The 22,990-nt window shown below is 60.5% G+C and carries 19 protein-coding genes; 15 read left to right on the top strand and 4 right to left on the bottom strand.

Translation table 11 applies throughout. The annotated features are described in order from the left end of the window. Positions 1-72: 72 nt before the first annotated feature. Positions 73-2,343 carry a ribonuclease R gene (gene rnr / locus VWZ87_RS13105; RefSeq protein WP_416534289.1) on the top strand — a complete coding sequence of 757 codons (2,271 nt, stop codon included), beginning with the start codon at positions 73-75 and terminating at the stop codon, positions 2,341-2,343. 24 nt (positions 2,344-2,367) lie between these two features. On the opposite strand, the gene VWZ87_RS13100 is transcribed toward rnr, so the two are convergent. Beyond that, positions 2,368-2,814 (bottom strand): DUF1801 domain-containing protein, encoded by a 447-nt coding sequence (locus VWZ87_RS13100; protein WP_416534288.1) that lies wholly within the window; start codon positions 2,812-2,814, stop codon positions 2,368-2,370. 86 nt (positions 2,815-2,900) lie between these two features. Here VWZ87_RS13100 and VWZ87_RS13095 point away from each other — a divergent pair, with 86 nt between their 5' ends. Both VWZ87_RS13095 and VWZ87_RS13090 read left to right on the top strand, forming a co-directional pair. Beyond that, a complete protein-coding gene (locus tag VWZ87_RS13095; RefSeq protein ID WP_340547226.1) occupies positions 2,901-3,635 on the top strand; it encodes a helix-turn-helix transcriptional regulator in 735 nt (244 codons plus the stop codon). Between the two features lie 102 nt (positions 3,636-3,737). Further along, the gene (locus tag VWZ87_RS13090) at positions 3,738-5,132 is read left to right on the top strand and encodes a lytic murein transglycosylase (protein WP_340547227.1); all 1,395 of its coding nucleotides are present in this window, start codon (positions 3,738-3,740) and stop codon (positions 5,130-5,132) included. A 5-nt stretch (positions 5,133-5,137) separates the two neighbouring features. Here VWZ87_RS13090 and ubiB read toward each other — a convergent pair whose 3' ends face one another. Then, positions 5,138-6,676, bottom strand: coding sequence for a 2-polyprenylphenol 6-hydroxylase (gene ubiB / locus VWZ87_RS13085; protein WP_416534287.1), 1,539 nt, complete (start codon positions 6,674-6,676; stop codon positions 5,138-5,140). A 3-nt stretch (positions 6,677-6,679) separates the two neighbouring features. Next, on the bottom strand, positions 6,680-7,432 hold the full coding sequence (ubiE, locus tag VWZ87_RS13080) for a bifunctional demethylmenaquinone methyltransferase/2-methoxy-6-polyprenyl-1,4-benzoquinol methylase UbiE (RefSeq protein ID WP_416534286.1): 753 nt from the start codon (positions 7,430-7,432) through the stop codon (positions 6,680-6,682). Between the two features lie 105 nt (positions 7,433-7,537). On the opposite strand from ubiE, the gene mutM reads away from it, so the two are divergent. From mutM to VWZ87_RS13045, 7 genes are all read left to right on the top strand, one after another. Further along, complete coding sequence (gene mutM / locus VWZ87_RS13075) at positions 7,538-8,389, top strand: bifunctional DNA-formamidopyrimidine glycosylase/DNA-(apurinic or apyrimidinic site) lyase (protein ID WP_416534285.1); 852 nt, start codon at positions 7,538-7,540, stop codon at positions 8,387-8,389. A gap of 64 nt (positions 8,390-8,453) precedes the next feature. Continuing rightward, complete coding sequence (locus tag VWZ87_RS13070; RefSeq protein ID WP_340547231.1) at positions 8,454-9,230, top strand: enoyl-CoA hydratase; 777 nt, start codon at positions 8,454-8,456, stop codon at positions 9,228-9,230. A gap of 281 nt (positions 9,231-9,511) precedes the next feature. Further along, the gene (rpsT, locus tag VWZ87_RS13065) at positions 9,512-9,775 is read left to right on the top strand and encodes a 30S ribosomal protein S20 (protein ID WP_340547232.1); all 264 of its coding nucleotides are present in this window, start codon (positions 9,512-9,514) and stop codon (positions 9,773-9,775) included. A gap of 592 nt (positions 9,776-10,367) precedes the next feature. After that, positions 10,368-11,789 carry a chromosomal replication initiator protein DnaA gene (gene dnaA / locus VWZ87_RS13060; protein ID WP_340547233.1) on the top strand — a complete coding sequence of 474 codons (1,422 nt, stop codon included), beginning with the start codon at positions 10,368-10,370 and terminating at the stop codon, positions 11,787-11,789. A 309-nt stretch (positions 11,790-12,098) separates the two neighbouring features. Further along, complete coding sequence (dnaN, locus tag VWZ87_RS13055) at positions 12,099-13,220, top strand: DNA polymerase III subunit beta (protein ID WP_340547234.1); 1,122 nt, start codon at positions 12,099-12,101, stop codon at positions 13,218-13,220. 97 nt (positions 13,221-13,317) lie between these two features. After that, complete coding sequence (recF, locus tag VWZ87_RS13050; protein WP_416534284.1) at positions 13,318-14,415, top strand: DNA replication/repair protein RecF; 1,098 nt, start codon at positions 13,318-13,320, stop codon at positions 14,413-14,415. Further along, positions 14,412-15,032 carry a LysE family translocator gene (locus tag VWZ87_RS13045; RefSeq protein WP_340547236.1) on the top strand — a complete coding sequence of 207 codons (621 nt, stop codon included), beginning with the start codon at positions 14,412-14,414 and terminating at the stop codon, positions 15,030-15,032. The genes recF and VWZ87_RS13045 overlap by 4 nt, the downstream gene beginning before the upstream one ends. 20 nt (positions 15,033-15,052) lie before the next feature. Here the strand turns inward: VWZ87_RS13045 and VWZ87_RS13040 are convergent, their stop codons facing one another. Further along, complete coding sequence (locus tag VWZ87_RS13040; RefSeq protein WP_340547237.1) at positions 15,053-15,646, bottom strand: TetR/AcrR family transcriptional regulator; 594 nt, start codon at positions 15,644-15,646, stop codon at positions 15,053-15,055. A gap of 101 nt (positions 15,647-15,747) precedes the next feature. Here VWZ87_RS13040 and VWZ87_RS13035 point away from each other — a divergent pair, with 101 nt between their 5' ends. The 5 genes from VWZ87_RS13035 to VWZ87_RS13015 all read left to right on the top strand — a co-directional run bounded on the left by VWZ87_RS13035 (position 15,748) and on the right by VWZ87_RS13015 (position 22,462). After that, positions 15,748-16,341: an NAD(P)H-dependent oxidoreductase gene (locus tag VWZ87_RS13035; protein ID WP_416534283.1), complete on the top strand. Its 594-nt coding sequence runs from the start codon at positions 15,748-15,750 to the stop codon at positions 16,339-16,341. A gap of 85 nt (positions 16,342-16,426) precedes the next feature. Then, positions 16,427-18,844: a DNA topoisomerase (ATP-hydrolyzing) subunit B gene (gyrB, locus tag VWZ87_RS13030; protein ID WP_416534282.1), complete on the top strand. Its 2,418-nt coding sequence runs from the start codon at positions 16,427-16,429 to the stop codon at positions 18,842-18,844. Positions 18,845-19,468: 624 nt separating this feature from the next. Then, positions 19,469-20,197, top strand: coding sequence for a hypothetical protein (locus VWZ87_RS13025; protein ID WP_416534281.1), 729 nt, complete (start codon positions 19,469-19,471; stop codon positions 20,195-20,197). A 148-nt stretch (positions 20,198-20,345) separates the two neighbouring features. Further along, positions 20,346-21,425, top strand: coding sequence for a transporter substrate-binding domain-containing protein (locus VWZ87_RS13020; RefSeq protein WP_340547241.1), 1,080 nt, complete (start codon positions 20,346-20,348; stop codon positions 21,423-21,425). Positions 21,426-21,436: 11 nt separating this feature from the next. Beyond that, entirely contained in the window at positions 21,437-22,462 is a 1,026-nt protein-coding gene (locus tag VWZ87_RS13015) for a transporter substrate-binding domain-containing protein (protein ID WP_416534280.1), read from the top strand. Positions 22,463-22,990 lie beyond the last annotated feature (528 nt).

Below are 22,990 nucleotides of genomic sequence, written 5' to 3'. Positions count from 1 at the left end.
CGCGTCGGACAATGACATCCGGCGCGCGCTTTTCACGATGACCTTGGAGAGCGGGCGTGGTAGCTCAGACCTATGACCCGTATTCCTTCCAAGGCAGAAATCCTCGAGTGGATCTCAGCCCATCCGACCCATAACTCCAAACGCGACATCGCCAAGGCTTTCGGCATCAAAGGCTCCGACAGGATCGACCTGAAAAGGATCCTCAAGGAGCTCGAGGCAGAAGGCCATCTGGAGAAGCGCAAGAAAACCTACCGCGACCCGGAGCGCCTGCCGCCGGTCAGTGTCCTTCAGGTTAAGGCACCGGACAGCGATGGCGATCTTTTTGCGCGTCCGCTGGAATGGCACGGCGAAGGCGTAGAACCCATCGTGCTGGTGATGCCGCGCGCGTCCGACCCTGCGCTGGGCGAGGGGGATCGGATCCTGGCACGGCTAACCCTGGTTCAGGACGCCGAATATCACTATGAGGCACGGCTGATCCGCCGTATTGGCACGAACCCGCGCCGGGTCATCGGGATCTTCCGCAAGGGTGATGAAGGCGGTCGTATCGTGCCTATCGACAAATCGGCATCGACGGAATGGGCGGTCGCGGAAAGCGCCACCCATGGTGCGCGCGACGGCGAACTGGTTGAAGCTGAGCAGGCCGGACCGAAATCGCGTCTTGGCCTGCCGCGGGCCCGCGTTGTCGACCGTCTTGGTGATCCGTCAGCGCCCAAGGCGGTCTCGTTGATCGCCATCCATCAGCACGGCATCCCCGACCATTTCCCCGATGAGGTAATTGCGGAGGCCGATGCGGCCAAACCCATGGGGCTGAAGGGGCGCGAGGATCTGCGCGATCTGCCGTTGATCACCATCGACCCGGCGGATGCACGGGACCATGACGACGCCTGCTATGCCCATGCGGATGACGACCCGAAGAATCCCGGTGGCCATGTCATCTGGGTCGCGATTGCCGATGTCGCGGCCTATGTGCGCCCCGAGTCGATGCTGGATCGCGAGGCCCGTAAACGCGGCAATTCCAGCTATTTCCCGGATCGGGTCGTGCCGATGTTGCCTGACCGTCTGTCCGGCGATCTCTGCAGCCTCCACGAAGGGGTGCCGCGCGCCTGTATCGCCGTTCGGATGCAGATTGATGCGCATGGAAACAAGATCGGCCATCGCTTTGTGCGCGGGTTGATGCGGTCTGCGGCATCGCTGCACTACGGGGAAGTGCAGGAGGCCATGGATGGGACGCCGAATGATCGCACGGGCCCCTTCTTAGAGCCTGTTATCAAGCCGCTTTATGCTGCCTACGCAGCCTTGGTCAAAGCGCGCGCAGACCGTCAGCCGCTTGATCTCGATCTACCCGAACGCAAGATTGTTCTGGACGAGAAGGGCACGGTCGTCTCGGTTAATTTCCGCGACCGGCTGGATGCGCACAAGCTGATTGAGGAGTTCATGGTGCTTGCCAATGTGGCGGCCGCCGAGACCCTGATCAAGAAGCGCACCCCGCTGTTGTTCCGCGTGCATGAGGAGCCGGCACCAGAGAAGCTGGAAGCGCTCCGCGAAACCGCCCGCGCGGCCGGGCTTTCGCTGGCCAAAGGGCAGGTGTTGCAGACCCGTCATCTGAATGCACTGCTGCATGGGGCTGCGGGGACCGATGACGCTGAGTTGATCAACATCTCGACTCTTCGCTCCATGCAGCAGGCCTATTATGCGCCTGAGAACTTTGGGCATTTCGGCCTCGCCCTGCGCAACTATGCGCATTTTACCTCACCGATCCGCCGTTACGCCGACCTTATCGTGCACCGGGCGCTGATTTCAGCCCATGGCTGGGGCGACGACGGTTTGGCGACCTCCGAAATTGAGCGGCTGGAGCAGATCGCCACCCATATCTCCGAGACTGAGCGGCGGTCGATGATGGCGGAACGGGACACCACCGATCGTTATCTGGCGGCCTATCTGGCCGAACGGGTCGGCAATGAATTCGAAGGCCGGATCAGCGGCATCGCGCGCTTTGGCGCTTTTGTGAAACTGGACGAAACCGGGGCTGATGGCCTGGTGCCCGTCCGGTCCATCGGCCGGGAGTTCTTTCACTTTGATGCCGAGGCGGGAACCTTGATGGGCTCCGATACCGGGTTGATCATCGCCATCGGCCAGCGGGTGAAGGTGCGATTGGCACAGGCGACCCCGGTGACCGGTGGGTTGGAGCTTGAACTTCTGTCTATCGACGACAAGCCGATGCCTGCGGGGGGCGGCAGCGGACGCCGCAGCCCGGCCGGGCGCTCGGTGAAACGCAAATCCGCCAAAGCAAAGGCCAAGCGCAGCAAGATCAAGCGCAAGGTGGAGAGAAAGCGCCGCAGCTGACAGCGGCGCGCCCCTTGTTGGGCTCTAGTTGAAACGGTCCGGGTCAACCCGGGTCTCACCGGCTGCGGTCGTGGAGGCATGATAGGTCAGGGCGTGACGGATCAACCAGCCGTGGCGCAATGGCTCCACATCTTCGACCCGGTCGAACAATACGCCGCGGGTCCCGTCGAATTTGTCCCAGGCTGGATAGCGACTGGCAAAATTGTCGATCACTCTGCTCTGGCAGTGAACGAGCAGGGCGAATCGCGCGTGCTTCGATGGTCCCAGCCGCAGCGGTGTTCCAAGCCCGGAGCGCGCAGCCGCATATGACGGTTGACCCCATTTCAATGTCTCGGCCACCGCCCCGACCTCCGGGGCATTCTCTGCAACCTCAAAGATCAGCTCCCGCAGACGCAACAGGCCTTCGCGCGCGTCCGGGGGGGCTTGATCAAAGACGGCAGCAACTTCGGCGCTGGCAAAGGGGCGTATCATATCCGTTTGGCTCCTTGATGAATGGTCTCTCGGTTTTAGCGGCGCGTGATGACAGAAACTGTCATTAGAGTTAGAGAGTATGAGACATGTCTCGATCTCATCGTCTCTTTCAGCTTATGCAGTTGCTGCGCCAGGGTGCCGGTCCTCATACCGCCGCCGGACTGGCGCAGGATCTGGGAATTTCGGCCCGCAGCGTGCACCGGGACATCGCAACCCTGCGCGAGATGGGGGCGATTATCGACGGAGAGGCAGGCTATGGCTTCACCCTGATCGAAGACAACGCATTGCCGCCCATGGGGTTTCGCGACACTGAATTGGAAGCGCTGGTTCTGGGACTGCGCGAAGTTCAGCAGATCGGCGATCCGGAACTGGCGGATGCCGCCGCCGAGGCCTTGCGAAAGTTGCAGGCCAGATTGCCGGACCGGCAGGCCCACAGGCTGCGCCATGCTGTCCTGTCAGCCTATCGCTTTCAGAGACCGGAGCCGCCGGGTATTGCGCTGGCGGATCTGCGCCGTGCCACATGGGACGAGGTCGAGGTCCTGCTGGACTACTGCGATGCCAAAGGCGCGGTCACCAAGCGGCAGGTGAAACCGCTCGGTCTGGTCTATTTCGATCGCTCCACGGTGCTGATCGCCTGGTGCGGGCTGCGCGATGATGTGCGGGTGTTTCGGGTGGATCGGATTGCCGGGTTCGAGGCGACAAACATCAGCTTTCGCCCGCAACGCGTCCCGATGCTGCGGGATGCGCTGGCCCAGATGCGGGCCGATCGTGTCCCCTGCGGGCCAGTCCAAACCGCAGCCCCGGATCCGCCCGAGGCTTGATCCCGGCAGATCGGCAAACCTCCGCACATCCCTTCAGCGGCGCTTTGTGGGAACCTGCGATGCGGGTAGACTGGCAGCGAGCAGAAAAAAATGAGGTGTAAGATGCGATACGATCTTGGCGCCCGAAGGCAGATACTCCTGAAAACGGCGATGGTTGCGGCATTGATGATGACCGCTGTTGGCGCCCAATCCAGCCCGCCGGCTGCAACCGGACGACAGGTGGTGGAGGGGGCGACGTCGCAGCCGCCGCAGGTCTCCCTACGACCGATTGCCCGCCCGGTGGCTGTTTCGGCTGTGACGGAGCCGCGATTGCGACCTCGGACGCGCCCGCTACAGCAGACAACGGCAGCGGAACAGCCCAGCGTTTCGGCCGCCAAGCAGCGCGCTTTTCAGGGCTGGATAACGGCCTTTCATCCCCGGGCACGGGCCGAGGGGCTGTCACAGGCCACTTTGGACCGTGCGTTTGCTGATGTGAGTTTTGACCCGGATATTGTGCAGCGGGATGGCAATCAGTCAGAGTTTGTCACTCCTATCTGGACCTACCTTGAGCGCGCGGTTTCCGAGGCGCGGATCGACAACGGCAAGGCGGCGCTGCGCGACCATGCGCAGACGCTGGCACGAATCGAGGCCCGCTATGGCGTCGACAAGGAAGTCGTTACGGCTGTTTGGGGCATGGAAAGCAACTATGGCCGGTTTCGTGGGGAGCGTGAAATCATCCGTTCGCTCGCCACATTGGCTTTTGACGGGCGGCGCGGGGCCTTCTTTGAGAGCCAGCTGATCGCCGCCTTGAAGATTCTTCAGGCTGGCGATGTCTCCCCGCGTGCCATGACGGGCAGCTGGGCAGGGGCCATGGGGCATACGCAGTTCATGCCGACATCTTATCTGGCCTATGCCGTGGATTTCACCGGGGATGGCAAACGCGATATCTGGTCGGATGATCCCACAGACGCGCTGGCCTCAACCGCAGCCTATCTCAAGCGGTTTGGCTGGGTAAAAGGTCAGCCATGGGGGCTGGAGGTCCGACTGCCAGTCGGTTTCGACTATGCGCAGGCGGATCGGAAGATCGCCAAATCCGCAGAGAGCTGGCGCAGGCTGGGCGTTACCCTTGCAGATGGCAGCCCCTTGCCCGACCATGGCGAGGGAGCGCTGCTGCTGCCCGCAGGCGCGCAGGGCGCAGCCTTCATGGTCTATCGAAATTTCGCGGCCATCGAACGTTACAATGCAGCCGATGCCTATGTTATCGGCGTGGGTCATCTGAGCGACCGGCTGCGGGGCGGTGGTCCGATTCTGGCCAGCTGGCCGCAGGACAGCCGCCCCCTGACCTACAAGGAGCGGCGCGAACTCCAGCAGCGGCTGACAGGGGCGGGATATGGCACCGGCGGCGCGGACGGGCGGATCGGGCCAAAAACCCGCGCCGCCCTGCGCGCCTATCAACTGGCGATGGGTCTGACACCCGATGGTCACCCCTCGCTCACGGTATTGAATCGGCTGCGCTGACGGCCCTAGCCGAGCGCAGCCGTAGCAAAGGCAATGGCCAGTCCCAGCCCCAATCCGCAAAGACCGGGCACAACCCAGCCGGACGCCCCTTGGCGGCGTCGGCTTCGGTCGTCGTTTTCATGGGTCTGCGCGATCAGCGCCTGTTCGACCAGCGCGGGCAGGCGGGGGCCGAAGCGCGCCATCACCTTGGCGGTGCTCATCAGATCGCCGACCACCGCGCGCGGGCCGATGGATTTTTTGATGTAATCCTCAACCACGGGGCGCGCTGAATTCCAGATATTGATATGCGGATCCAGCGACCGCGCCACGCCTTCCACCACCACCATGGTGCGTTGCAGCAGAATCAGCTCGGTGCGGGTCTCCATGCCAAAACGTTCGGTCACCTCAAACAGGTAGTTGAGCAAGCGACCCATTGAGATATGGGTGGCATCCATGCCAAAAATCGGCTCGCCCACGGCGCGCAACGCACGGGCAAACTCATCGACATCGCGGTCGGCCGGTACATAACCGGCCTCGAAATGCACCTCGGCCACCCGCTTGTAATCACGCTTGATGAAGCCAAAGAGGATCTCGGCGTAGACGCGGCGGGTGTATTCGTCGATGTGACCCATGATGCCAAAATCATAGGCGATGATATCGCCATTGGCGGCGACCTTCAGGTTGCCCTGGTGCATGTCGGCATGGAAATAGCCGTCGCGCAACGCATGGCGCAGAAACAGCGATAGCACGCGCTCCGCCAACACCCGGCGATCGTGGCCAGCGGCATCCAGCGCGGCATTGTCGCCAAGTGGGAGCCCATCGGCCCAGCCCAGTGTCATGACGCGGCGGGCCGAGTGATTCCACAGGATTCCCGGCAGCTGAAATCCGTCGTCATCCTTGGTATTGGCGGCAAACTCCGAGGCTGCCGCGCTTTCCAGTCGCAGGTCCAGCTCACCCTGCACCACGCCGTCGAAATGCTTGATCACATCCATCGGCTTGAGCCGCCGCGCGCCGGGCGCAAACAAATCGGCGATCCGTGCGGCAAAATAGAATGCGTCCACATCCTTGCGGAAGGCGCGTTCGATGCCGGGGCGCAGAACCTTCACCGCCACTTCGCGACCGCTCTCGACGAGCCTTGCGCGATGGACCTGCGCGATGGAGGCAGCCGCAATCGGTTCGCTGAATTCGGAATAGATATGCTCGACCGGCTGGCCCAACTCGTGTTCGACCTGTGCCATGGCTTCGGCGCGGGAAAACGGCGGCAGCTTGTCCTGTAGAACGCGCAGCTGTAGCGCCAGATCGTCACCGACCACATCGGGTCGGGTCGATAGCACCTGACCGAACTTAATGTAGGCAGGCCCCAGCGCGGTCAGCGCTCGGGTGGCGGGCGGCATCGAGGGATCGCCCTTGTAGCCGAGCCATTTGAACGGCCAGCCAAGGGTGCGGGCCAGAATACGCAGCGGTTTCGGCGCCTCGAAAGCATCAAGCACCACGTTCATGGCGCCAGTGCGCTCAAAAGTGGCGCCTGTGCGGATCAGGCGGATAATATTGTGGGGTCCACGCATGGATCAGATCTTCCAGCCGGAGTGCAGCGCAGCGATTCCCAACGACAGGTTGCGGTATTTGGCATTGGCAAAACCAGCCGCGCGCACCATCGACAGAAAGGTCTCCTGATCGGGGAAGTTGCGGATCGATTCGACCAGATACTGGTAGCTGTCATAATCGTTCGCGATCATCTGCCCCATGCGGGGAATCACGTTGAAGGAATAGAGGTCATAGGCCTTTTGCATGGCCGGGTTCGGCAGCTGGCTGAACTCAAGCACCATCAGGCGCCCTCCCGGCTTCAAGACACGGTAGGCTTCATTCAGGGCTTCCTGAGGGCGGGTGACGTTCCGAATGCCAAAGGAGATGGTGTAGACATCAAAGCTATTGTCCTTGAACGGCAGCGCCATGGCATCGCCGGTGACCCAATCCAGGCTATCGGCCATCTGCGCGGCTTCAGCGCGTTTGCGTCCCTCTTCCAGCATCGGGGCTGTCAGATCGAGCACCGTAGAGTGGCCATAGCCTGCGCGCTTCAGAAACCGGAAGGAAATGTCACCGGTCCCGCCGGCAACATCCAGCAGTCGCTGGCCGGGGCGCGGCGACAGCCAGTCCATCATCGCATCTTTCCAGATACGATGAATTCCCATGCTCATGATATCGTTCATAACGTCATATTTTGAGGCGACCGAGTTGAACACGCCCTGCACGCGCCCTGCCTTCTCCGACTCGGGCACGGTTTCGAACCCGAAATGGGTGGTATCTTCAGATCTCTGAGTCATGCGGCTTGCCGTTTGTTGTGTGTCGCCCCAGTTATAGGGCGCTGGAAGGGCGGTACAATGCGGCCCTTCGGCCCCATGTTGGTGCAATGTGTCAGGAGGGATGTAATGCCAGAATTGCCCGAGGTCGAGACGGTGCGCCGCGGATTGTCCCCCGCGATGGAGGGCGCGCTGATCGAAAAGGCCACTGTAAATCGCCCGGATCTGCGCTGGCCCTTCCCGGAGCGTATGGCGGAACGGCTGACAGGCCGCCGCGTCAATGCGCTTCGGCGGCGGTCAAAATACATCCTGGCCGACCTCGACAGTGGCGAGACATTGCTGGTGCATCTGGGCATGTCGGGCCGCATGACGGTATCTGGGGATCCCTTGGGACAGTTTTTTCATGATCATCCGCAGGCGCAGAAACATGATCATGTGGTCTTCGATATGGATAATGGGGCGCGCATCACCTTCAACGATCCGCGCCGGTTTGGCGCCATGGACCTGCTGGATACGGCCACGGCGGATGAGCACAAGCTGCTGGCAGTTCTGGGACCGGAACCGCTGGGCAATGCCTTTCACGAGGATCACCTGATTTCTGCCTTCAGGGGGCGCAATACGCCGGTGAAATCGGCGCTGCTGGATCAGGGAATCATCGCGGGTCTCGGCAATATCTATGTCTGCGAGGCGCTTTTCCGCGCGGGAATATCGCCGCGGCGCAAGGCCGGGCAGATCGCCGCGCAGCGGGTTGCCACCCTGGTCCCGATCATCAAGGAGGTCCTGGCAGACGCCATCAAAGCGGGCGGATCATCGCTCAAGGATTTCCGACAAGCTGATGGAGAACTTGGATATTTTCAGCACAGCTTTGATGTATACGGCCGCGAGGGAGAGCCCTGCCGACGCGCCGGATGTGACGGGAGCATTGCGCGGCTAGTCCAGTCCGGGCGATCATCCTTCTACTGCGGCAAATGCCAAAGATAGCTTGATCGCGAGGTGTCGCGTGATAATGACTCTTCCCTGAACGGAACAATCGAAAGCGAATACCATGGCCTATGAGACGATCAACGTCGAAGTGCAGGACCACGTTTGCCAAATTAAACTGAACCGGCCCGAAGCGTTGAACGCGCTCAACTCCGAGCTTTTGAGTGAACTTTGCACCGCCCTGGAAGAGGCCGATGCCAGCGACAAGGTGCGCTGCATTATCCTGACCGGGTCGGAAAAGGCCTTTGCCGCCGGCGCCGATATCAAGGAGATGTCGGAACAGAGCTTTACCGAGGTTTTCTCGAACAATCTGTTTGCCGATGTGAACGACCGTATCAGCGCGATCCGCAAGCCGATCATCGCAGCTGTGGCCGGCTACGCACTGGGCGGCGGCTGTGAGCTGGCCATGCTCTGCGATTTCATCATTGCGGCAGATACTGCCAAATTCGGTCAGCCCGAGATCAATCTGGGCGTGATCGCCGGCATTGGTGGCACCCAGCGCCTGACTCGTTTTGTGGGCAAATCCAAATCCATGGATATGAACCTGACCGGTCGTTTCATGACCGCCGAGGAGGCAGAGCGCGCCGGGCTTGTCTCTCGCGTGGTGCCCGCCAAGAAACTGCTGGATGAGGCGACGGCCGCTGCCCACAAGATTGCGGAGAAATCCCTGCTGACGGCGATGGCCGTGAAAGAAGCGGTGAACCGCAGCTACGAGCTGCCGCTGAACGAAGGCCTGCTGTTCGAACGTCGTGTGTTCCACTCGATGTTTGCCACCGAAGATCAGAAAGAGGGCATGGCTGCCTTTCTTGAAAAACGCGAAGCCCAGTTCCGCGACAAGTGACCGACAGCATCGAATGAATGAAAACGGCAGGCCCTGGGCCTGCCTTTTTCTTGCTTAACCTTATGCAGAATGACTGCGCGTGTCCGTGCAGATGCGGATATTCCGACAGCCACTCACCAGCGCGGACGAGGTGGCTTGCATTCCGTCGGTTTTGACGCTACTACCCGCCGCCATACATGCGCGTGCAGCCCGCTTGGCTAGAATCACACCGGTGGATCGGATCCGGGTTCGGCTGGCATTGCGCCTATTGAAAACACGAAACCAAAGTTAGGTCCTACACCATGGCAAATTCGCCTCAGGCAAAAAAGCGCGCCCGTCAGAACGAGAAACGCTTTGCTGTCAACAAAGCCCGTCGTTCGCGCATCCGTACCTTCCTTCGCAAAGCTGAAGAAGCTATCGCATCCGGCGACAAAGAGGCAGCCGCCGCAGCCGTGCGCGCAGCTCAGCCCGAGCTGATGCGTGGCGTGACCAAAGGCGTCTACCACAAGAACACAGCAGCGCGGAAAATCTCCCGCCTGACAGCGCGCGTCAAAGCGCTGGGCTAATCGGGTCTTTCGTAGGCGCCTGCTGATTCCATCGCACCCGCGTTCAGCTGCCCCTCGACAAGCCGGAAAAAACACAAAGGCGTCGCGTTCAGCGGCGCCTTTTGCATTTTGGTCACAGCTGGTGCGGTGGTTGTGGGCGCAGGGGATTCTTTGTCCCCAATCCCTGAGTCAACATCATAGTTTCGTTGCTGCCACCCCTCCCGAATTGCTACCACTGTTACAGCGATTCACTCGCTGGGGGGACAGGCTGCTCGCGGTATCCTTGATGGGACTCAAGGAGGCTGATTGTGCTGGTACACAGGTATTTCGATACACCGTGCACCACGCTCCTGCTGTGTTTCTGGATCTATCCAGACGGCGGGCCTGTTCCAATTGTGTATGTATTTGGTTCGACCATTCGACCGCTGCAAAGCGACTTGCCGGTTGATTTAGACGCGATCCTGAACTTTGCCTTCTGCAAGGCAGTGCTGCCCAAACTATGGGTCAGTACACACATCCGTTGTGCGTGAACGTCGTCTGGGATTGGGCCAGACTGGGGATGAAACAAGAGGCCAAATAAGGGCCGATGCTATTGGGACGCGTGAGGCGCAGAATGACGGAAGATAACTGGGGACGGTTGAGACAGCGTTTGTTGAAAACCGTGGGGCAAAACAACTTTACAACTTGGATCGAACCTCTGGAGTTTACCCGTGTTGATAATGGCGTTGCCATCTTCAACGTGCCGACGAACTTCATGGGCAACTACGTCAGCCAGAACTTTGCTGACCTGATTCTGCATGAGCTGAATATGTCGGGTGAACCGGTCCAGCGCCTGGCTTTCAAGGTTGCGGCCAATACGACGGCGCGACCGGCTGCCACTGCGACCAAGGGCGCTGCCGATGATCTGCCGCTGGACCTGGATGACGAGGCGCTGACCGAACTGCCGCGCGCCCGTGCTGCCACAGGTTACGCTGCCAAGGATCAGGGCGACACGCTGCAGGCTGCGCCTTTGGATCCGCGCTTTACCTTCGACAGCTTTGTCGTCGGCAAGCCGAACGAGCTGGCCCATGCCGCCGCTCGCCGCGTCGCCGATGGCGGTCCTGTTACGTTCAACCCGCTGGTGCTTTATGGTGGCGTTGGTCTGGGTAAGACGCACCTGATGCACGCGATTGCATGGGAGCTGACAGCGCGAAATCCAGAGTTGAATGTGCTCTATTTGTCGGCAGAACAGTTCATGTATCGTTTCGTGCAGGCCCTGCGCGAACGCAAGATGATGGACTTTAAACATCTGTTCCGCTCGGTGGACGTGCTGATGGTCGATGACGTCCAGTTCATCGCCGGCAAGGACAGCACGCAGGAAGAATTCTTCCACACGTTCAACGCGCTGGTTGACCAGAACAAGCAAATCATCATTTCCGCCGACCGCGCCCCGGGTGAGATCAAGGATCTTGAGGATCGTGTCCGGTCGCGTCTGCAATGTGGTCTGGTCGTTGACCTGCATCCGACCGACTACGAGCTGCGTCTGGGCATTCTGCAGTCCAAAGTGGCGCAGCAGATGCAGACCTATCCGGATCTGCGCATCGCGGACGGCGTGCTGGAGTTCCTGGCGCATCGTATCTCGACCAACGTGCGTGTTCTCGAAGGTGCGCTGACACGTCTTTTCGCTTTTGCCTCCCTCGTCGGTCGCGAGATCGACATGGAGCTCACCCAGGATTGTCTGGCCGATGTTCTGCGCGCCTCCGAGCGCAAAATCACGGTCGAAGAGATCCAGCGCAAGGTCTCCGAGTATTACAACATCCGCATGTCCGATATCATCGGCCCCAAGCGTCTGCGTTCCTATGCGCGCCCGCGTCAGGTGGCGATGTATCTGTGCAAGCAGCTGACCAGTCGCAGCCTGCCGGAAATCGGTCGGCGCTTTGGTGGTCGCGATCACACCACGGTCATGCACGGTGTGCGCCGCATCGAAGAGCTGAAGACAATCGACGGCCAGATCGCCGAAGATGTCGAAATGCTGCGCCGCTCTCTGGAGGCGTAAGACACTCCTGTTGTTCTGGCAGATCGCGCGTTGATCATCGCCCCAGGCGGTAAACCCAATAGTCCCGCAATGACCCCGGCCCGTCCGGGGTCTTTTGCCCTCCGGGTCAGGACAGCTGGGCGCGCGCGGCGGCGGGTGAAACCGGCAAACCATGCCAGAGCGCCACGTTTATCGGGGATAAATCGAGCCTGCGGTCATCCGCCCTTGACGCTGCGGGCAATCCCTTGGACAAATCCATAAAAAGCCTTGTGCCGAAGGGGTAAAGCGTTACGTTGCTTCTCCCGGCCAGACGTTAGAGGACTTAGGGACATGAAGATCAGCATCGAACGCGGCACCCTGTTGAAAGCTGTGGCTCAGGCCCAGTCTGTGGTTGAGCGTCGCAATACCATTCCGATCCTGGCAAATGTGCTGATTGAAGCGGAAGGGGACATCGTTCAGTTCCGTGCGACCGATCTGGATATCGAGGTGGTCGACAAGGCCCCGGCCCAGGTCGAGCGGGCAGGCGCCACCACCGTGGCCGCCACCACGCTGCATGAAATCGTGCGCAAACTACCGGATGGGGCTCTGGTCACACTCACAGCCGATGCCGCAAGCGGCCGTCTCACGGTTGAGGCAGGCCGATCAAATTTCTCGCTGGCGACGCTGCCGCGTGAAGATTTCCCGGTCATGGCTTCTTCGGAATATCATTCCAATTTCACGGCCAACGCCGCAGTGTTGCGTCGGCTGTTCGACAAGTCGAAATTCGCCATCTCCACCGAGGAAACCCGCTATTATCTGAACGGCGTCTATATGCATGTGGCGGATGGGGTCGAAGGCGGCAAGGCGCTGCGCTGTGTGGCTACCGATGGCCACCGCCTGGCGCGTATCGACGCCAATCTGCCGATGGGGGCAGAGGATATGCCCGGCGTGATCGTACCGCGCAAGACGGTGGGCGAGCTGCGCAAGCTGCTGGATGACGACGAAATGGATATCGCGGTTTCGGTGTCCGAGACCAAGGTCCGGTTTGCCACGCCCAGCATTACCCTGACATCAAAGGTGATCGACGGAACTTTCCCCGATTACACACGCGTCATTCCGGCAGGCAATACGCGCCGTCTGGAAGTGGACGCGGCGGAATTTGCCCGCGCTGTTGACCGGGTTGCCACGGTTTCCTCCGAGCGGTCGCGTGCGGTGAAGCTGCAACTGGATGAGGATCGGCTGATCCTGTCCGTCAACGCACCGGACAGCGGCGCTGCCGAGGAAGAACTGGCCGTGGCCTATCGCGATGAACGGCTGGAAATCGGGTTCAACGCCAAATACCTGCTGGAGATCGCCAATCAGGTTGATCGTGAAAATGCGGTGTTCATGTTCAACTCCTCCGGCGATCCGACCCTGATGCGCGAAGGCAGCGACGAAAGCGCCGTTTATGTCGTGATGCCGATGCGTGTTTGACGTGGCCGATGGCACGGCCTGCTTTCCTGGCGGCTGAGCCGCCCGCCGCAACGGGCGATTTGAGTATTTTTGGAAAGATGACATCGGATCCCGCCCCATGCTGGCGCTGACTGAGCTGACACTGTCGCACTTCCGCTCGCATCTGCGGGCGGATTTGCATTTGGACGGGCGCCCGGTTGCCATCCATGGTGCCAATGGTGCCGGTAAGACCAATATTCTTGAGGCTGTCTCGCTGTTTTCGCCGGGACGGGGCCTGCGGCGGGCCAGTGCCGCCGATATGGCGCGGCGGCCGGAGGAGCTGGGATGGAAGCTGAAAGGGCAGCTGACCGTTGCGCGCCGGAGCTACGAGGTCGAGACCTGGTCCGAGGGCGGGAAGGCGCGACAGGTCAAGATCGACAACAAATCCGCAAGCCAGATTGACCTCGGCCAGATCTGCCGGGTGGTCTGGCTGATTCCTGCGATGGACCGGTTGTGGATCGAGGCCGCCGAAGGGCGCCGCCGGTTTCTGGACCGGATCGTGCTCAGCTTTGATCCCGGCCACGCCGAGGCGACGCTGCTCTATGAAAAGGCGATGCGTGAACGCAACCGCTTGCTGAAGGAACAGATCCGCGACCCCGCCTGGTACCGGGTTCTGGAAACGCAGATGGCTGAGAGCGGGCATCGCATACATGCAGCGCGTACCGCGGCGGTCGATCGGCTACGTATGGCGCAACAGGCTGCAGAGACGGCTTTTCCTGCGGCGGAACTGGAGTTGATCCAGTCCGACGGCGGTTTGCCGGACAATGCGTCGGATCTGCGCGAGGCGTTTGAGGAAGGGCGGTTCCGTGATCTGGCAGCGGGGCGGACCTTGCTCGGACCTCATCGCACCGATCTGCTGGGCACCTATGAGGCGAAGGCGCTGCCCGCGCGCGAATGTTCGACGGGCGAGCAGAAGGCGTTGCTGGTATCGCTGATCCTCGCCAACGCACGCGCGCTTATTGCGGAAGGCGGCGCGCCTCCTATTCTGCTGCTGGATGAGGTTTCGGCGCATCTGGATGTGGGACGCCGCGCGGCGCTCTATCAGGAAATCGTCCTGCTCGGGGCGCAGGCCTGGATGACTGGCACCGGCCCTGAATTGTTTGAAGAATTTGAGGGGAAGGCGCAGATGCTTGCCGTAGAGGAGGGCGCCATGGGCTCCGAGGTGGTGGCGGGATGAGCATCTCTGTCTGGGATCTGATGCTTTATGCGGGTGGGCTATTCGTTCTGTTCCTGACGCCGGGTCCGGTTTGGCTGGCAGTGATTGCACGGGCCATGTCGGGCGGGTTCCAGGCGGTCTGGCCGCTGGCCCTAGGCGTGGCCTGCGGCGATATTCTGTGGCCGCTGGTTGCGGTGGCGGGCGTGTCATGGATTGTGTCTGAGATTGCCGGGCTGATGGAGCTGCTGCGCTGGGTCGCAAGCGCGATGTTTCTGGTTATGGGGGGTATGTTGTTGCGACATGCAGATGCCCGGATCGAAAGCGACAGCGCCCTGACCCGTCCGGGGCTCTGGGCCGGATTTATCGCCGGCATCGCCGTCATTCTGGGCAACCCAAAGGCGATCCTGTTCTACATGGGTGTCCTGCCGGGGTTCTTTGACCTGCGCGCTGTGACATGGCTCGATATCCTTGCCATTGTGGTGCTGTCGTTTCTGGTGCCATTGGTGGGGAATCTATGTGTGGCCGCTCTGGTGCACCGGGTGCGCTGGCACATCACATCCCCGCCGACGCTGCGCCGGATCAATATCGTGTCGGGCTGCCTGCTGATCGGTGTCGGCTGTCTTATTCCCTTTGTCTGATCAGTTCCGCCCTGCGTTGCTCACTGCTGTGGGGCCAGCCAGGGTGTGAGATACAGCAGCAGATCCTCGCGGAAGCTGCTGGGCGTATCATGCGCTGCACAGAATGACAGGGCGAGCACATGGTTGAGGAACGCCTGCATCCCCTCGGCCAGGACATTTGCGGGCTGATCCTGGCGCAGGGCGCCGCTGGCTTGCAGCTCTGCCACCCATCCCGACCACAAAGAGATCTGGCGGAAGAAACTCTGGGTGATCACCGCATCGGTTTCGGTGCCGGTGGTGCCTGAGTAGCGCAGCAGCAGATCGAAAATCACCCGATCCTGCGCCACGAACTGAACCACCGGCAACAGACGATCAATCAGCGCGTCCAGAGTGTCGGGGGTAGGGAGGGCTTCGGTTTCGTCGAGCACGGCCATTATGCGCGGGCCGATCAATGCGGCGAGCAGACCGTTCTTGTCGCCGAAATGCGAAAACAGCGTGCCCTTTGCAACGCCGGCCTCAGCCACGACATCCTCGACCCTCAGCCCGCTGTAGCCAGCGGTGAGGATCTGCGCGTCGGCGACCTCCAACAGGCGGGCGCGGGTTTCCAATCGACGTTGCTGCGGAGGGCGGGACATGGCGACCTTTCATAGAATTTGACCATGGTCATTTTATATATTGACCACGGTCAGTTTTTGAATAAATTGACCTTAGTCAGTTTTAGGATTCAGAGGTTCTCATGTCCACGCGAAAAATCATCATCCTCAATGGTCACCCGGCGCCCAGCTCACTGTCGCAATCGCTCTGCCAGGCCTATCAGGCCGCAGCTGAGGGAGAGGGGCACGCGGTCCGGTATCACGATCTGTCCGCGATGCGCTTCGACATGGACTATGGCCAGGCGGGGTATCAGAATGTGAAACCTCTGGAGCCGGATCTGGCAGCATTTCTGACCGATCTCGAATGGGCCGATCACGTTGTGATGGCGACCCCGATGTGGTGGGGGGCCGTTCCGGCAAAGCTGAAGGGCGTTTTTGACCGGGCGCTATTGCCAGGGCGGGCCTTTGACACGCGAAACGTCAACTTCATGGGCGTACCTGCTCCGATGTTGACCGGCAAAACCGCGCGGGTGCTGCTCACTTCGGATACGCCCGGTCTATGGCTGAGGCTGATCTACGGCAATGCCATCAAGCGGATTATCAGCAGTCAGATCCTGGGGTTTGTGGGCATCAAGCCGACCCGGTTCTCTTCCTTTGCCCCGGCCACGGACGCTTCTGAGGGGACCGTAAATTCCTGGCTGCGCAAGGTTGCGTCCCTGGGCGCCAGAGCGGCTTGATTCAACCAAGAAAAAAAGGGGCTTGCGCGTGACATTCCCGGCCAGACTTCGTATAAAATCCTGAAGCAAAGACAGGAAGATGTGAATGTCCGGAAACGAGCAGGCCCCCGCAGAATATGGCGCGGATTCCATCAAGGTTCTCAAAGGGTTGGAGGCGGTTCGCAAACGTCCCGGCATGTATATCGGGGACACCGATGATGGCTCTGGGTTGCACCATATGGTGTATGAGGTCGTCGACAACGGCATCGATGAAGCCCTGGCCGGTCACGCGGACCGGGTGGTTGTGAAAATTCACGCCGATTCCAGTGTTTCGGTGCACGACAACGGGCGCGGTATCCCGGTCGATATTCATGCCGAGGAAGGCGTCTCAGCCGCTGAAGTCATCATGACGCAGCTACATGCCGGTGGTAAGTTTGACAGCAACTCCTACAAGGTGTCTGGAGGCTTGCACGGTGTGGGCGTGTCTGTGGTGAATGCGCTCTCCGATTGGCTGGAGCTGCGTATCTGGCGCAACGGCAAGGAGCATGTCGCCCGGTTTGAGCGTGGCGATACCGCCGAACATCTTAAGGTGGTCGGCGACTGCGGGGGTCAGACCGGGACCGAGGTCCGTTTTCTGGCCTCGACAGATACCTTCTCCAACCTGGAATACTCCTTTGAAACGCTGGAAAAGCGCCTGCGCGAACTGGCCTTCTTGAACTCTGGCGTGCGGATCGTCCTGATTGACGAGCGTCCGGCCGAACGGCTGGAAGTGGAGCTGTTCTATGAGGGGGGCGTCAAGGAATTCGTCAAATATCTCGATCGGTCAAAATCCCCTGTTATGGAGGCGCCGATCTATATCACCGGTGACCGGGATGATATCGGGGTCGAGGTCGCCATGTGGTGGAACGACAGCTACCACGAAACCGTGCTGCCGTTTACCAACAACATTCCACAGCGCGATGGCGGGACCCATGTTGCGGGTTTCCGTGGCGCCTTGACCCGGACCATCAACAACTATGCGCAGTCCTCCGGCATCGCCAAAAAGGAAAAGGTCTCCTTTACCGGCGATGATGCCCGCGAAGGGCTGACCTGCGTCTTGTCGGTCAAGGTGCCGGATCCGAAATTCTCCAGCCAGACCAAGGACAAGCTGGTCTCCTCAGAAGTGCGGCCCGTGGTTGAAAGCCTCGTCAATGAGAAGCTTGCCGAATGGTTCGAAGAAAACCCAAATCAGGCCAAGCAGATCGTCGGCAAGATCATCGAAGCCGCCCTCGCGCGGGAGGCTGCCCGAAAGGCCCGTGAACTGACCCGCCGCAAGACCGCGATGGATGTCAATTATCTTGCAGGCAAGCTCAAGGACTGCTCAGAGAAAGATCCCGCCAAAAGCGAAGTCTTCCTGGTCGAGGGTGACTCGGCCGGCGGTTCCGCCCAGACTGGCCGGGACCGGATGACACAGGCAATTCTACCCCTCCGCGGCAAGATCCTGAACGTCGAACGCGCACGGTTTGACCGGATGCTGGGCAGTCAGGAAATCGGCAACCTCGTTATGGCGCTTGGTACCGGCATCGGGCGCGATGAATTCAACATCGAGAAACTGCGTTACCACAAGATCGTCATCATGACGGATGCTGACGTTGACGGCGCCCACATCCGCACGCTGCTGCTCACCTTCTTCTATCGTCAGATGCCCGAGCTGATCGAGGGCGGGTATCTCTATATCGCCCAACCGCCGCTCTATAAGGTGTCGCGCGGCAAATCCGAGGTCTATCTCAAGGATCAGGCTGCGCTGGATGAATATCTGATCAATCAGGGTGTCGACGGCGCGGTTCTGAAACTGGGCAGCGGCGAGGAGCTGGTGGGTCAGGATCTGGCCCGTGTGGTTGATGAGGCGCGCCAGCTGAAGCGCGTTCTGGATGCCTTCCCGACGCATTATCCGCGCCATATCCTTGAGCAGGCGGCAGTCGCCGGTGCCTTTGTACCCGGCGCCGTTGATGCCGATCTTCAGGGAGTCGCCGACAAGGTTGCGCAGCGTCTTGACCTGATTGCGCTGGAATATGAACGCGGCTGGCGTGGCCGTATCACTCAGGATAACGGTATTCGCCTGTCGCGTATCCTGCGCGGCGTCGAAGAGCTCAGGACACTGGACGGTCCGATGCTGCGCTCTGGTGAGGCTCGGAAAACAGGGAGCTTTACCAACAGCCTGCAAGAGATCTACGGCTCAACTGCCACGCTTGTGCGGCGTGACCGCAGCCAGGCCATCCACGGCCCGCTCGGTCTGCTGAAGGCGATCCTCGATGAGGGTGAAAAAGGTCTGGCGCTACAGCGTTACAAAGGCCTGGGAGAAATGAACCCGGATCAGCTGTGGGAAACCACGCTGGACCCCGACGCGCGCACCCTGTTGCAGGTGCGGGTTGAGGATATGGTCGAAGCGGATGATCTCTTTACCAAGCTGATGGGCGACGTCGTGGAACCTCGCCGCGAATTTATCCAGAAAAACGCGCTCAGCGTGGAAAACCTGGATTTCTGATCGCATTTAGAGATCCGATAGCGCGGCGGGTTTACCCTCGACGCGCGTTCCATCCTTCGGACTTTGATGCCCCGCAGGTCACTGCGGGGCATCTTCCTGTTGACAGGCTGGATGCTCGGGCCGCGCGGTTCAGCGCCGACAGGAGTGCCCTTTGCACCCTCAGGTCCACCCTGACCGAGGAGTCATTGTTGCGGATATTGAGTGCAGGCAGTTCGCACCTAGCCATTCAGGTTTGCTTTCGACAGGCGCAAGCCGCAGGGGCGTTCATCTTATGATTGCATATCTGAGAGGCTGCGATCATCGCAACACCTCCGCGCCGACGCCTTTCCTGCGGTCAGAGGTCTGCCTATCGCTCGGGGCAGCATGTAGCGGAAGCGATGCGCTTTACTCTCTATATGGGCGGGTTCATCGCAAGTTCTGTGGAAGTTTACCATTCTACCGCAGAATGTTGACGCAGAATCGCTCGAAGGTTAAGAATCGGTTAACAAAACGCGGCTGGACCGCGATTTTCGGAGCAGCCGGGGGTAGTTTGAGCCGATGTTGAGCTTAAAGAAAGACAGTGTAACAAGTTCCGAGGCCGCAGAGGCCGGTGATCGGTCTGCCCGCACGGTCAGGATTGATGGTGTGATTACCTCTAGCAACAGTGCGCTTCGCTCGCCCCAGACGGGAAAAACCCGCAACACGGCAAATATTGCCGCAGTGTCCTCGGTCGCCACGGGTCAGGCCCGATCAGGCGGTGCTGCCAGCTCGACCGCCAAACCGGGCACGCACGGAAACCATGCGGCAAAGCCAAAGGTAAGAGGGCTTGGCACCGGGATGTCCCCGATTGCGAAACTTGGCGCCGCTGCGGCTGTTCTGGCGCTTTTTGCCGTTGGCCTCGCCGTGTTGCAGTTCGGATCTGATGACGTGACAGAGCCTGCGGCTGCCAAGCCGCGTGTCGCCCAGCTGCTGACTCCGCAGGCATTGGCTGGGCTTGATCCCACTGCGACATCTGCCGAACGTGCCGCCGCCGAAGAGCTGCTGACAGCAGCTGTTGAAACGGCTGCCCCCCTCAGCGCCGAGGATGCGTTGGTTGCGCAGATGACTGCCGGGACATTGGCGGCGCTGCGCCGTGGCAGCCAGATCGCCGCTGCCGCACAGCCGGCGGCCCCGGCTCCCGCCGCATCACAGGCGCACACGGCCCTTTATAGTATGGTACTGCGTGCCGTTGGGCAGGGCCAATCGCCCGCCTATATCGACCAGATGGTGAATGATGCCTATCGCAGCCAGTCGATCACGGTCCCCGCAGCTTTGATAGGGGCCGATGGGCGCGTTGACACGGCAACCATCCTGGCGCTGTTCGTCGGCCAGTAATACCGGCGCAAGGCGCCCGCGATTCCCGGTTTTCTGCATTGGCCGCAACGGATGCTTTGCAGAGATGCCTGCTTTCCACAAATCACGAGACAAAGAGGCGGCGCCCATCAGTGGCGCGGGACGCCCAGTTAAACCCAAGAGGGACAAGATGAGAAAACACCTGATCGCGGCGCTGTGTTGCGTCGCAGGCCTGCTGGCCAAACCCGTGGCGGCGGAAACCTGCGGCGGCACATATAAGGTGCGCCCCGGCGATAGCCTGTCGCTGATTGCCGACCGGCTTTACAAGGATGTGGGCATGTGGAGCGCAATCCATAGCCGCAATATCGACGCCATCGGCCCGCGCCCAGACGCGATCCGCGTCGGGATGGAATTGACCATGGCCTGCCTGAACGGGCTGCCGACCGGATTGCCCGGCGGCAAAGCGGTGGCGGATGCACAGCCCGTCGTCGCGGCGCCGGTCAGGGTGAAGCCCGGTACCGCCGCCGTGCGCAGCAAGATCAACCTGCTGACCGGCGACGACTATGCGCCTTTTACCTCCAAGACGGCACATAACGGCGGGTTGATCACCGAGGTGGTGAATGCAGCGATGACCGATGCGGCACCTGCGCAGGGGTTTGCGATCCACTGGGTGGATGACTGGGCGTCCCATTTCGACCCACTGCTGTCGAACGCGCTGCTGGACCTCGGCTTTCCCTGGTACCGCCCGGATTGCGATACCATGCCGGAGAGCTATCGCTGCGTGAACTTCCTGTTCTCGGACCCGATGTTCGAAACACTGATGCTGCTGTTCGTGGATAAGTCACGCCCCTTCACCTTTGAGAGTGACGCCGATATCGAGGGCAAGACCCTGTGCCGCCCGGCTGGTTATCTGACCTTCGATCTGGATGGCTATGGTCGCCGCTGGATGGAAGACAAGAAAATCACTCTGAAGCAGCCGCATAAGGTGGCCGACTGCTTCGAGATGGTCGCCCGGGGAGAGGCCGACGCCGTCGCGATCAACGAATTCACCGGGCGCAGCGTGATGAAGGAAAATGACCTGCTAGACCAGTTCGATGTGCTGCCGCTGCCCCTGTCCGTGCTGGGGATCCATGTGGTGGTTCACAAAACCCACCCGCAAGCTGACGATATGCTGTCGATGATCAACACAGGCCTGCGCAATATTCGCGGCAATGGTCAGTATCAGGCCATCATCGAAGACCACATGGCCAGGATCTGGGCCGGCTTCTGAGGGAGGGCGCCATGCTGAGACATCTTTCAACACTGGCGGTCGCATTGGTGATGGCCACAGGGCTTGCGCCCGGCGCTGCCCATGCCATCTGCAACGTCGATTACCGGGTTCAGCCCGGCGATACGCTCTTCTCGATTGCCGAAACCCACTATAATGACCGCAGCCGCTGGACGCTGATTTATTACAGCAACCAGCATGTGCTCGCAGGACCCAGCGTCATCCCGGGCAAGACCCTGCATATCCCTTGCGCGCAGCAGGCCTCAGAACCCGATGCCACACCTCTGCGTAAGGATGATGCCGAAATGAAGCTTCTGACCGGTGGCGGTTTTGCGCCTTTCACCGATCAGGCGCTGCCCGGACAGGGCATGGTCACCGAACTGGTGAACGCGGCGCTGGAGCTGACCCCGGCACCGGTCTCCTATTCCATCACCTGGGAGCAGGACTGGTCAAAGCATCTGTTCCCGATGCTGGATGAAAAGCAGTTCGACATGGGTTTTCCCTGGCTGAAACCGGATTGTTCGGCGACGCCTGACGACAAGCGGTGTGTGAACTTTCATTTTTCGGAACCGCTGATGACCATTCCGATCATGGTCTTTGTGCGGGCGGATGCACCCTTTGCCTTCGACAGCGACGCCGACATGCTTGGCAAGAGGCTCTGCCGCCCCGAAGGCTACTACACTCATGATCTGGAACGCAGCGACCGCAAGTGGTTGAGCAGCGGTCAGGTCACTCTTGTGCAGGCGGCTGATCCTGGTGCCTGTTTCCGCAAACTGATGGCGCGCGAGGTGGATGCCGTCTCGCTGAACCTGTTCCTCGGGGCCAATACGCTGATTGCCGAAGGGCTGCGCGATCAGGTGATCCCGCTGGAGCGTCCACTGTCAGAAGAAGGGCTGCATGTGGTGATCTCGAAACGCCATTGGCGTGGCACCTCCCATCTGTACCGCATCAATGCGGGGCTGAAGGCGCTCAAGGCGGATGGCCGCTTCCAAGAAATCGTTTCACGTCATCTCGAGCTGTTCTGGGCTCAACTGCAATAATCGGCGGATGCTGTCGGCGGGTTATGCCTGCCGCCTCGCAGAGGCCTCCCGCCCGAATTGGAAAGAGCTCCCAATTCCGTTGGGCCAAGCGCCGCGTCCCCTGCCGGGGGCGCGGCGTGCGCATATTGAGGGGACAGCATATTGTGCTGTCCGTGTTCCGCTGGACTGCAAGGACTGTGCCTTTCGACCCGGCTGCGTGGCTCACACACATGACGCATATAGTAGACACATATGACGAACGGGCTGCGGCAGGCACCGATAGGCAGGGGGAAGTCTATCCAGGTGGCTCGATATGTCCGACCCTCATCTGCGCGGCGGACTTACCCCGCGCGGCCATGTACCGTCATCGAGCGGCGCATCATCCCTTCTTCTGGATTTTGCCTCGGGTCCTCCTGAGACCGTCTGAGTTTGACGGTGTTAGGTGTGATTCACGGGTTTTGGGTGTTCTGGGGTGTGGATATGTTTGGTGAGTCTGTGGGTAAGTGGCTTATGGGGGTTTCTGTGGGTGTGGTCTGGCGGTTTTCTGCG

Origin of the sequence: Phaeobacter sp. JH20_37 (genome assembly GCF_048056015.1) — a bacterium.
Classification (GTDB): domain Bacteria; phylum Pseudomonadota; class Alphaproteobacteria; order Rhodobacterales; family Rhodobacteraceae; genus Phaeobacter; species Phaeobacter bryozoorum.
Note: the sequence above shows the minus strand (reverse complement) of the source record. Positions and strands in the feature narration are given on the sequence as shown.

Coding starts and splice junctions, on each gene's coding strand:
- VWZ87_RS13045 (WP_340547236.1), top strand. CDS start 14,412: ATGAGCATCTCTGTCTGGGATCTGATGCTTTATGCGGGTGGGCTATTC.
- dnaN (WP_340547234.1), top strand. CDS start 12,099: ATGAAGATCAGCATCGAACGCGGCACCCTGTTGAAAGCTGTGGCTCAG.
- gyrB (WP_416534282.1), top strand. CDS start 16,427: ATGTCCGGAAACGAGCAGGCCCCCGCAGAATATGGCGCGGATTCCATC.
- ubiE (WP_416534286.1), bottom strand. CDS start 7,432: ATGACTCAGAGATCTGAAGATACCACCCATTTCGGGTTCGAAACCGTG.
- VWZ87_RS13020 (WP_340547241.1), top strand. CDS start 20,346: ATGAGAAAACACCTGATCGCGGCGCTGTGTTGCGTCGCAGGCCTGCTG.
- dnaA (WP_340547233.1), top strand. CDS start 10,368: ATGACGGAAGATAACTGGGGACGGTTGAGACAGCGTTTGTTGAAAACC.
- VWZ87_RS13100 (WP_416534288.1), bottom strand. CDS start 2,814: ATGATACGCCCCTTTGCCAGCGCCGAAGTTGCTGCCGTCTTTGATCAA.
- VWZ87_RS13070 (WP_340547231.1), top strand. CDS start 8,454: ATGGCCTATGAGACGATCAACGTCGAAGTGCAGGACCACGTTTGCCAA.
- rpsT (WP_340547232.1), top strand. CDS start 9,512: ATGGCAAATTCGCCTCAGGCAAAAAAGCGCGCCCGTCAGAACGAGAAA.
- VWZ87_RS13015 (WP_416534280.1), top strand. CDS start 21,437: ATGCTGAGACATCTTTCAACACTGGCGGTCGCATTGGTGATGGCCACA.
- mutM (WP_416534285.1), top strand. CDS start 7,538: ATGCCAGAATTGCCCGAGGTCGAGACGGTGCGCCGCGGATTGTCCCCC.
- recF (WP_416534284.1), top strand. CDS start 13,318: ATGCTGGCGCTGACTGAGCTGACACTGTCGCACTTCCGCTCGCATCTG.
- VWZ87_RS13040 (WP_340547237.1), bottom strand. CDS start 15,646: ATGTCCCGCCCTCCGCAGCAACGTCGATTGGAAACCCGCGCCCGCCTG.
- VWZ87_RS13090 (WP_340547227.1), top strand. CDS start 3,738: ATGCGATACGATCTTGGCGCCCGAAGGCAGATACTCCTGAAAACGGCG.
- rnr (WP_416534289.1), top strand. CDS start 73: ATGACCCGTATTCCTTCCAAGGCAGAAATCCTCGAGTGGATCTCAGCC.
- VWZ87_RS13035 (WP_416534283.1), top strand. CDS start 15,748: ATGTCCACGCGAAAAATCATCATCCTCAATGGTCACCCGGCGCCCAGC.
- VWZ87_RS13095 (WP_340547226.1), top strand. CDS start 2,901: ATGTCTCGATCTCATCGTCTCTTTCAGCTTATGCAGTTGCTGCGCCAG.
- ubiB (WP_416534287.1), bottom strand. CDS start 6,676: ATGCGTGGACCCCACAATATTATCCGCCTGATCCGCACAGGCGCCACT.